Source organism: Actinomycetes bacterium (genome assembly GCA_036000965.1).
Classification (GTDB): Bacteria; Actinomycetota; CALGFH01; order CALGFH01; family CALGFH01; genus DASYUT01.
Genome location: DASYUT010000172.1, coordinates 1 through 9037, shown reverse-complemented (window position 1 = coordinate 9037; position 9037 = coordinate 1). Strand labels below are relative to the sequence as shown.

Annotated in this window: 8 protein-coding genes and 1 pseudogene; 7 read left to right on the top strand and 2 right to left on the bottom strand. The window is 72.3% G+C overall.

Translation table 11 applies throughout. The features are described 5' to 3' along the window. The first annotated feature begins 252 nt into the window (after positions 1-252). Together VG276_15570 and ccsB are read left to right on the top strand one after the other, a co-directional pair. Positions 253-1905 carry a cytochrome c biogenesis protein ResB gene (locus VG276_15570; protein HEV8650770.1) on the top strand — a complete coding sequence of 551 codons (1653 nt, stop codon included), beginning with the start codon at positions 253-255 and terminating at the stop codon, positions 1903-1905. 45 nt (positions 1906-1950) lie between these two features. Next, positions 1951-2922, top strand: a complete 972-nt coding sequence (gene ccsB, locus VG276_15565; protein HEV8650769.1) for a c-type cytochrome biogenesis protein CcsB — start codon at positions 1951-1953, stop codon at positions 2920-2922. Between the two features lie 813 nt (positions 2923-3735). Here ccsB and VG276_15560 read toward each other — a convergent pair. Beyond that, entirely contained in the window at positions 3736-4572 is an 837-nt protein-coding gene (locus tag VG276_15560) for a GDSL-type esterase/lipase family protein (GenBank protein ID HEV8650768.1), read from the bottom strand. A 195-nt stretch (positions 4573-4767) separates the two neighbouring features. Here VG276_15560 and VG276_15555 point away from each other — a divergent pair, with 195 nt between their 5' ends. Continuing rightward, positions 4768-5475 carry a ubiquinone/menaquinone biosynthesis methyltransferase gene (locus tag VG276_15555; GenBank protein HEV8650767.1) on the top strand — a complete coding sequence of 236 codons (708 nt, stop codon included), beginning with the start codon at positions 4768-4770 and terminating at the stop codon, positions 5473-5475. Positions 5476-5777: 302 nt separating this feature from the next. Here VG276_15555 and VG276_15550 read toward each other — a convergent pair whose 3' ends face one another. Next, a complete protein-coding gene (locus VG276_15550) occupies positions 5778-5972 on the bottom strand; it encodes a hypothetical protein (protein ID HEV8650766.1) in 195 nt (64 codons plus the stop codon). Positions 5973-6156: 184 nt separating this feature from the next. Here VG276_15550 and VG276_15545 point away from each other — a divergent pair, with 184 nt between their 5' ends. From VG276_15545 to VG276_15530, 4 genes and pseudogenes are all read left to right on the top strand, one after another. Beyond that, positions 6157-7389 carry a geranylgeranyl reductase family protein gene (locus VG276_15545; protein HEV8650765.1) on the top strand — a complete coding sequence of 411 codons (1233 nt, stop codon included), beginning with the start codon at positions 6157-6159 and terminating at the stop codon, positions 7387-7389. Positions 7390-7513: 124 nt separating this feature from the next. After that, the gene (locus VG276_15540; GenBank protein ID HEV8650764.1) at positions 7514-7876 is read left to right on the top strand and encodes an NADH-quinone oxidoreductase subunit A; all 363 of its coding nucleotides are present in this window, start codon (positions 7514-7516) and stop codon (positions 7874-7876) included. Between the two features lie 2 nt (positions 7877-7878). Then, positions 7879-8340: pseudogene (locus tag VG276_15535) on the top strand (NADH-quinone oxidoreductase subunit B family protein). A gap of 39 nt (positions 8341-8379) precedes the next feature. Beyond that, positions 8380-8982, top strand: a complete 603-nt coding sequence (locus VG276_15530) for an NADH-quinone oxidoreductase subunit C (GenBank protein HEV8650763.1) — start codon at positions 8380-8382, stop codon at positions 8980-8982. Positions 8983-9037 lie beyond the last annotated feature (55 nt).

Below are 9037 nucleotides of genomic sequence, written 5' to 3'. Positions count from 1 at the left end.
TTGTTCGAGCTCGCCGGCGGCGGGATGCTGGTGGTCATCGGCCTGCTCCTGGTGACCGGGCTGTGGGCCGACTTCCTGGTCCGGCTCCAGTCCTGGGCGGGCGCTGTCTCCCTCCCCCTGTAGAAGAAGGTGGTCGCTTGGGTAAAGGCAGTCGCTTGGGTAAAGGCAGTCGCCTGGGTAAAGGCAGTCTCCTGGTGGGTGAAGGTAGTCACTTGGGTAGTCGCTTGGGTAGAAGAAGGTGGTCGCTTGGCGGTGCAGTCACCTGAGTCGGCCACCCGGCCCGGCCCGGGCCCGTCCCGCCAGCCCCTCGGGCTGACCGTGCGGCAGGCCTGGCGCGAGTTCCGCTCCATGCGGACCGCGCTGATCCTGCTGTTCACCATCGCCGTCGCCGCCATCCTCGGGAGCCTGTTCCCCCAGCGGGGCCTGGCGCCGCAGCGGGTCGCCCAGTACCTCGCCGACCACCCGGGGGTCGGGCCGACCCTGGACCGCCTCGGCATGTTCGACGTGTTCGGCTCGGCCTGGTTCACCGCCATCTACGTCGCCCTGCTCACCGCGCTGGTCGCCTGCCTGATCCCGAGGGCCAGGGCGTTCGCCCGCATGGTCCGGGCCCGGCCCCCGCGGTCCGGCGCCGGGCTGGACCGCTACCGCAACACGGCCACCTTCGACCCGGCCGTCCCACCCGAGCAGGCGCTGGCCGCGGCCAGGCGCGTGCTGCGCCGGCGGCGCTACCGCGCGGCCGTGCACGGCGACGCCGTGGCGGCCGAGAAGGGCTACCTGCGGGAGGCGGGGAGCCTGGTGTTCCACGTGTCGTTCCTGCTCCTGCTGGTCGGGCTCGCCTACGGCAAGGGCTGGGGCTACCGCGGCCAGGTCACCCTGGTCGAGGGCGACACCATCTCCAACACCCGGGTCAACTACGACGCGTTCACCCCGGGCCGCTGGTACGGGCCCGAGCAGCTCCCCCAGTTCAGCCTCAGGCTGGACGACTTCACCAACTCGTTCTGGCCGTCGGGGCAGCCGCGCGACTTCGCCTCCCAGCTGACCGCCGTGGACGCAGAAGGGCGCACCCAGCGGCAGCGGGTAGGGGTGAACCGGCCCATGACCGTGGACGGCACGCGGGTGTTCCAGTCCGACTACGGCTACGCGCCGGTGGTGAAGGTCACACTGAGCCGGCCCGGGGGCAGGCGCACCGTGCCTCAGGACGGCCCCCTGCTCACCCTGCGCGACCAGGCCACCGAGGTGTCCAACGGGGCGGTCAAGCTGCCCATGCTCGACCCGCAGGTAGGGCTCGACGTCACCATGTTCACCGGCTTCCAGCTCACTCCCGGCCCGGACGGGCGGGCCGAGATCGGCAACGACCCCCGCCTGGTCAACCCGCTGCTGGTGGTCTTCCCGTGGCAGGGCGACCTCCACGCCGACGAGGTCCAGAGCGTGTTCACGCTCGACCGCACAGACCTGCGCCCGCTCGCCGACCGGCCGCTGCTGATCCCCCTGGGGCAGACCAAGGCGCTGCCTGGCGGCCTGGGCACGGTCTCGTTCACCGGCGTGCGCCAGTACACCGTGCTCACCCTGGCCCGAGACCCCGGTGTGCCAGTCGTGCTGGCGGCGGCCGTGCTCATCCTGCTCGGCCTGCTGCCGTCCCTCTACGTGACCCGGCGCCGGGTCTGGGTGCGGGCGGCCCCGGCCGGGCCGGGAGCTTCCCGGGTGGAGGTGGCCGGGCTCGCCCTGCAGGGCAAGACGGCCTTTGCCGACGAGTTCCAGGAGCTCGCGGCCGAGCTCGGCCGCGAGCTCGACCGGTCGCCGCATGCCGGTGGCAGGGATACCCTAGGCGGCGTAGCCGAGGAGGACGAGGCGGCCGCCGGCGTGGCCGAGGAGGACCAGGCCGCCGCCAGGTCCCCCTCGGGGTGAGCGACCCGACGACGCGCGAGACGACGCGCAACAGGAGCGAGGCCCATGTCGACCGCGAGGATGGCTGAACTGTCCGACACGTTGGTCTGGCTGGCCGTGCTCAGCTACGCGGTCGGCGCGGTGCTGTTCGGCTTCGAGTTTGCCTACCGGCTGCGCTGGGCCGGCCGGGCCGGCGTGGCGGTCACGGTGGCCGGGCTGGGGGCCAACGTGACCGCCGCCGTGGCCAGAGGGCTGGCCGCCCAGCGGGTGCCCTGGGGCAACATGTACGAGTACTCGGTCATGGTCGGGGTGGTCACCGTGACCGCGTTCCTCGTCTGGCTGGCCCGCCGGCCCGAGGTGAGGCCGCTCGGGGTCTTCGTGCTCCTGCCCGCCGTGCTCGCCATCGCCATCGGTGGCGTGGCCCTGCGAACGCCGGCCGGTCCGCTGGTGCCCGCACTGAACTCGGGCTGGATCAAGATCCACGTGGCCGCGGCCATCGTCGGGTCGTCGGTGCTCTGCCTGGCCGCCGTCTTCAGCGTCCTGTACCTGGTCAAGGACCACTTCGAGCGGCGCGCCGCCGGGCCGCGCCCGCCGCTGGTGGCCGGCGGCGCCCAAACCGCCGACCGGGCCGAGGTGCGCGAGGCCATCGCGAGCTACGTCGAGGAGGAGGCGGAGGCGCGCGACGCCGAGCCGCTGCCGGCCCCCACGGTCTGGGACCGGATGCCCTCGGCCAAGCGGCTGGACGACCTCGCCTACCGTACGACCGCGTTCGGCTTCCCCATCTGGACGTTCGCGATCATCGCGGGCGCCGTCTGGGCTCAGTCGGCCTGGGGCCGGTACTGGGGCTGGGACCCCAAGGAGACGTGGTCGTTCATCACATGGGTCGTGTTCGCGGCCTACCTCCACGCCAGGGCCACCGCCGGCTGGCGTGGCCGCGGCGCGGCCTGGATCGGCGTGCTCGGCCTGGTCGCGCTGCTGGTGAACTTCTACGTGGTCAACATCTGGGTGGTGGGGCTGCACAGCTACGCTGGGGTCTGAGGGCGACCGAGGCCGCCTGCACCGTTGCCGGCGAGGAGGAGCCACGTGCTCGTCGTCCGCACGCGCTCCATGGCCCTGTTTGAGGTTGTGGACCCCGGGCCCGGGCCGGGGGCGGGCCCAAGGCCCGGGGTCCTGCTGCTCCCCGGGGCGACCAGGCAGCTTCGAGCATCCGCGCTGGTGTTCGGGGTGGTGGGGCAGGGCGGGGCCTCCCTCCCCAAAGGGCGCTCGCACAGCCCTGCCCCACCACGCAGGTGCGTCAGTAGCCGGTCACGGCTGCGGCCGCACCGGTGATGGCCGAGGAGCAAGGGTGGCGACCGTGGCGACCTTGCTGCGCATGCGCACCTCCAAGATGAGGGTGGGCAGGGTTGAACGCGCCGTGCTCGGCATCGAGCCGTGACCGTCTCCGGCCCGAAGCTCTTCGGGTTGACTGAGCTGACGTGCCGATCGGGATCGGTGGGGGACGAGGCCCCCTGGCGGGACACCAGGGCGGCCTGCAGCCGCCGACACGTCTCAGCTCAAGAAGCGCCAGGGCCGTCCCGAGCGTTACACGCCTCGACGACCGCGGGGCCGTAACGGTCATGAGGCGTACGGGGCCGTAACGGTCCTGCGGCGTGTGGGGCCGTACGGTCATGAGGCGGGGGACGCTCCATCCGGGCAGGACGGGTGCTGTGGGCCACCAGCGCCAGCCCTGCCCCGCCTGGTGCCGCCCTGCTGCCCCCCACAGGGCAGCACCAGGCCCCCATCCCTTGCCTCGGCATAGCGTCCACTCGCCAGCGCCGCCGCAGGTCACGCACTGGGGTCGGCCCGGGCGGGTCACGTGCCGAGGTCGGCCCAGAAGGACGCCGCCCAGGTCACGCGGGCCAGCTCCGCCTGCCCCTCGAGGTCCGGGTGGAAGTAGTCGAGCACCGAGACCTGGCTGGCGGCGAACTGGTACCGGTGCGTGGCCAGACCGTCGAAGCGGCAGGCGCTCCAGGCTGCGCAGGCGTCCGCGAGGATGTGGTTGTACTGGTGTGTCCGCTCCACGACCGCCTGCCGCTGCTCGGGGCTGTTGGACTGGGCCAGCATCGACGGGCAGATGCGGCCCAGCCGCCACGCCAGGCGGGCCCGGCGCTTGGTGTGGAGGACCTCCCAGAGCCAGTGGAGGTCGGGGATGCTGCTGACGAACACGTGCGCGCCGGGTGGCAGCCCACTCCGCAGCACCGCCAGCGTCGCCCACCACTGGCCGGCGAAGGCCGCGGCCGGTGTCATGGCGGCCGCCGACGAGGTGCACAGGTCGTTGGCGGCGAGCAGCACGGTGACGTACCGGGCCTGGTGGGCCACTGCCAAGCGCGCCTGCGCCGGGCCGCCGGCCATCTTGGCGCCGCTCACCGCGAGGTTCCAGCGCCGTCCGGCCACGGCCGGGCTCAGTGCCCGGATCCGCTCGTAGTGGCTGGTGATGCCGTCGCGCGGGAGCCAGCCGGTCGACCACGACAGGCTGGGATGGTCGCCGTACCAGCAGCAGGCGTCGAACGCCTGGCTGACCGAGTCGCCGATGGACGCGATCGAGTCGGGCAGCGGCGGTGCGGCCCCGGCGGGCGTCCCGACCGCCGCGCCCGTGCCGGACAGCACGAGGACGAGGGCGAGGACGATGCCTGGGACACTCCGCCGCATGCGACCCCTCCAGTCCGGCAGACACAGTCCGGCAGACACAGACGGACGGACGTAGCATCCCAAAACCGTGATCCAGTTCCTATCCCCTTCCCACCCCGGTCCGGTCGAACGGTGTGCCTGGTGGCTGGACCCGGCGCTCCCGCGCCGCGGGATGGGAGGATGACGGCCCCTGTTCCCGGACTTGGAGGAGCCCGCATGGGTGTGTCACCGGCGGCCGAGCGGACCTCGGCGGGGGTGCAGCACATGTTCGACCGGGTGGCGCCCAGGTACGACCTTGCCAACACGGTGTTCTCGCTGGGGCAGGACCGGGCCTGGCGCCGGGCGGCCGCCGCGGCCGCCGCGCTGGAGGCGGGGGAGCTCGCGGTCGACGTCGCCTGCGGGACCGGGGCGCTCACCCGGGAGCTGGCCAGGCTCGCCCCGGGCGCGATCGTGACCGGGTTCGACTTCTCGTGGGAGATGGTGCGCCGGGGGGCGGGGAAGGGCGAGGCCGGTGCCGGGCGGTTCGCGGTGGCCGACGCGCTCCAGCTGCCCCTGGCCGATGGGTCGGCCGACGTGCTGACCATCGCGTTCGGGCTGCGGAACCTGCCAGAGCCCGGCCAGGGCCTGCTCGAGTTCCGCCGCGTCCTGCGCCCTGGTGGGCGCCTGGTCGTCTGCGAGTTCTCGCAGCCGGTGGTCCCCGTGCTCAGCCGGGTCTACGGGCGCTACCTGACCCGGCTCATGCCCCTGGCCGCCCGCAGGCTGTCCAGCGACCCCGAGGCCTACCAGTACCTGGCCCGCTCGATCGGCGCCTGGCCCGACCAGCAGGGCCTGGCCAGATGGGTCCAGGAAGCCGGCTTCGAGAAGGTCCGCTGGCGAAACCTGTCAGGCGGCATCGTGGCCCTGCACTACGGGGCGGCGGCCTGACCAGGCGGGCCATGCCACCGGCGCTCTTGGGGGTCGTGGGGAGAGCGTGGACCTGCCAGACCGCGGCGCCCCCGGGGAGCTGGCGCAGGCGCTGTTGGGGGGCCGTGGGGGGAGCGTGTCCTGGTGCACCCGCGGCGCCCCCGGGAAGCTGGCGCAGGCGCTGTTGGGGGGCCGTGGGGGGAGCGAGCTCCCCCCACATCGAACCAGGACTACGGTCAGGGCACGCCACACCAGAGCGAGTTCCCCCACATCGAGCGAGACTACACGCCACGCCAGAGCGAGCTCCCCCACATCGAGCGAGACTAGCTGGTTCGCGGTTTGCGCCGCACGATCTCGTGATCCCACCCCGCGTGGATGCCGCAGCGGGAGGTCGGGTTGTAGCGGGACAGGCGCGCGGTGCAGTCGTCGGCGGCGCAGCGGCGGAGCCCGTCGATCGAGCGCACCTCCTGCGGGGCGCCGACCGGGCGCCGCTTGGCATGCCGCTTGCGTACCACCATGCCGAGCATGATCCCCAAGGCCAGGCAAGCAGAAACCCGGTCTGTCGCGCCTCCTCCCCGGCGGGGAACTATGCTTTGCGTGCTCCGGCCCGGCCCGGCGTTGCCGGAGCGCGCCAGCTGGCCTACACTCCGGGTGGCGACTTGTGCGCCGATTCACAAGGACACGCGGAGCCTGGAGACGACGATGACCAGCCAGTACGACGCGCTCGTGGTCGGCGGGGGGCCGGGTGGGGCGGCGACCGCCTACCACTTCGCCCGTGCCGGCGCGCGCGTGCTGCTGGTGGAGAAGGCCGGCTACCCCCGCGACAAGATCTGCGGCGACGGGCTGACCCCCCGGGCGGTGGCCGGGCTCGACGCGATGGGCCTTCGCGAGGAGTACCGGACCTGGTCGCGCAGTGCCGGGCTCAAGGTGCACGGCGGCGGGCTGGTGCTCGAGCTGCCCTGGCCCGAGCTGTCGGCGTACCCGTCCTACGGGCTGGCCCGGCCGCGGACCGACTTCGACCAGCTCCTGGCCCGCCATGCCGAGAAGGCAGGGGCGACGCTCTGGGACTCGACCGAGGCGCTCGCCCCGCTCGTCGAGCACGGGCTGGTCCGCGGGGCGGTGGTCCGCCGCGAGGGTGAGGACCCGGTCGACGTGCGGGCCGAGGTCGTGGTCGCCGCCGACGGCGCCTCCAGCCGGTTCGCCCAGACCCTCGGCCTGCACCGGGACGAGCGCCGGCCCATCGGCGTGGCCATCCGCCAGTACTTCGTCAGCGGGCGCGACCACGACCCCTGGCTCGACTCCTACCTGGAGCTGTGGCGGGGCGACGACCTCCTGCCTGGCTATGGCTGGGTGTTCCCGATGGCCGACGGCACCCTGAATGTCGGCCTCGGCCTGCTCAACACCTCGAGCCACTTCCGCAACACCAACTACCGCCGGCTCCTGGACGACTGGCTCCCGACGGTCGGGCGGGACTGGGAGTTCACGCCCGCCGACGCAATCGGCAAGCCCCGGTCGGCCCCCCTGCCGATGGCCGCCAACCGGCACCCGGCCCTGTACCGGGGGGTCATGTTCGTGGGCGACGCGGCCGGGCTGGTCAACCCGTTCAACGGCGAGGGCATCGACTACGCGATGGAGAGCGGCCGGCTCGCGGCCGAGACCGGGCTGGCCGTGCTCGCCAGCGGCGACCGGTCCCTGCTGCGCCGCTACCGCTCCGGGGTCGAGCTCCGCTACGGGTCGTACTTCGCCCTCGGCCGGGTGTTCGTGCGCGCGATCGGCGACCCCCGGGTCATGAGGATCGCGACCAGGTACGGGCTGCCCCGGCCGACCCTGATGCGGGTCGTGCTCAAGCTGCTCGCCAACCTGCACGAGCCCACCGGCGGGGACGCCGCCGACCGGGTCGTACGGGCTCTGACCTGGATGGCTCCGTCGAGGTGAGGACCATGTGGAGCGTGGTTTGCGCGCGATCGGAAGGGGCACGTAGTTTGGCGGCTCCGTCCCCTACTTCACCCCGCACGCGCCAGCGTGCCGACGGTCCCGACGCGCCGGTGGGAGGCCAAACGTGAGCCTCGGCTCCTTCACCCCGATCCTCGTCATGATGGCGCTGGCGACGGGCTTCGCCGTGCTCTCCATCCTCGTGTCGGCGTTCCTGGCCCCCCACCGGCCCACCCGGGCCAAGTACTCCGCCTACGAGTCGGGCATCGAGCCGGGCCGGCTCCCCAAGGGCGAGCGGTATCCGGTGAGGTTCTACCTGACCGCGATGCTGTTCGTGGTGTTCGACGTCGAGGTGATCTTCCTGTACCCCTGGGCGGTCGTCTTCCGGCAGCTCAAGCTGTTCGGCCTGATCGAGATGGGCATCTTCATCGGGCTGCTCATGATCGCCTACGTCTACGACTGGAAGCGCGGCGGATTGGAGTGGGACTGATCATGGGCACCGGGAGCGGACTCGAGAAGCTGCCTGGCGGCATCCTCGTCACCACGGTCGAGAAGCTGGCCAACTGGGCCCGCAAGGGCTCGCTCTGGCCGGCCACCTTCGGCCTGGCCTGCTGCGCCATCGAGATGATGCAGACGGCCGCGCCGCGCTACGACATCGCGCGCTTCGGTATGGAGGCGTTCCGCGCCTCGCCGCGCCAGGCCGACCTCATGATCGTGGCCGGACGCCTCTCGCAGAAGATGGCCCCCGTGCTGAGGCAGATCTACGACCAGATGGCCGAGCCCAAGTGGGTCATCTCCATGGGGGCGTGCGCGTCGTGCGGGGGGATGTTCAACAACTACGCCATCGTGCAGGGCGTGGACCAGATCGTGCCGGTGGACGTGTACGTGCCCGGCTGCCCGCCGCGCCCGGAGATGCTCATCGAGGGCATCCTCAAGCTGCACGAGAAGATCAAGCACCAGCCGCTCAAGCTGGGCCGGGCGCGGTAGGCCATCGTGAGCCGACTCGACGCCGTGGCCGCCCGAGTTCGTGAATCTTTTCCCGAGGCCCTGGCCGAGACGCCGGCCGGGGCGCGCGTTGACCTCGGCGAAGACGTGCTGGTCGCGGGGCGCGAGAACCTGGTGGCCGTGCTCACCCTGCTGCGCGACGAGTGTGGCTTCGACATGCTGGCCGACCTGTCGTCGGTCGACTGGTACCCGCGAGAGCCGCGGTTCCACGTGCACTACCATCTCTACTCGTTCGCGCACAACGACCGCCTGCGCGTGAAGGTGATGCTGCCGGGCGACGACCCCGTGGTGGCGTCGGCGGTGAGCGTGTGGCCCACGGCCGACTGGCAGGAGCGCGAGGCCTTCGACCTCATGGGGATCACCTTCGCCGGCCACCCCAACCTGAAGCGGATCATCATGCCCGACGAATGGGTCGGCCACCCGCTGCGAAAGGACTACGCCATCGGCGGCGTCCCCGTGGAGTACCGCATCGAGCCCGCCTATGTGGGGGCCGAGGAGGTCTCGGCCGACGGACGCCCGTCGAAGGGCGGGCTGCCGCCGCGCCTGAAGCGCGACCGGGGATCCAAGTCGCCCTGGACGTGGACGGGATGATCGTGCCCACGCGGGAGACCGGCGAGGTCACCGCCATCCAGGACGTCTGGGTGGA

Coding starts and splice junctions, on each gene's coding strand:
- ccsB (HEV8650769.1), top strand. CDS start 1,951: ATGTCGACCGCGAGGATGGCTGAACTGTCCGACACGTTGGTCTGGCTG.
- VG276_15560 (HEV8650768.1), bottom strand. CDS start 4,572: ATGCGGCGGAGTGTCCCAGGCATCGTCCTCGCCCTCGTCCTCGTGCTG.
- VG276_15555 (HEV8650767.1), top strand. CDS start 4,768: ATGGGTGTGTCACCGGCGGCCGAGCGGACCTCGGCGGGGGTGCAGCAC.
- VG276_15550 (HEV8650766.1), bottom strand. CDS start 5,972: ATGGTGGTACGCAAGCGGCATGCCAAGCGGCGCCCGGTCGGCGCCCCG.
- VG276_15545 (HEV8650765.1), top strand. CDS start 6,157: ATGACCAGCCAGTACGACGCGCTCGTGGTCGGCGGGGGGCCGGGTGGG.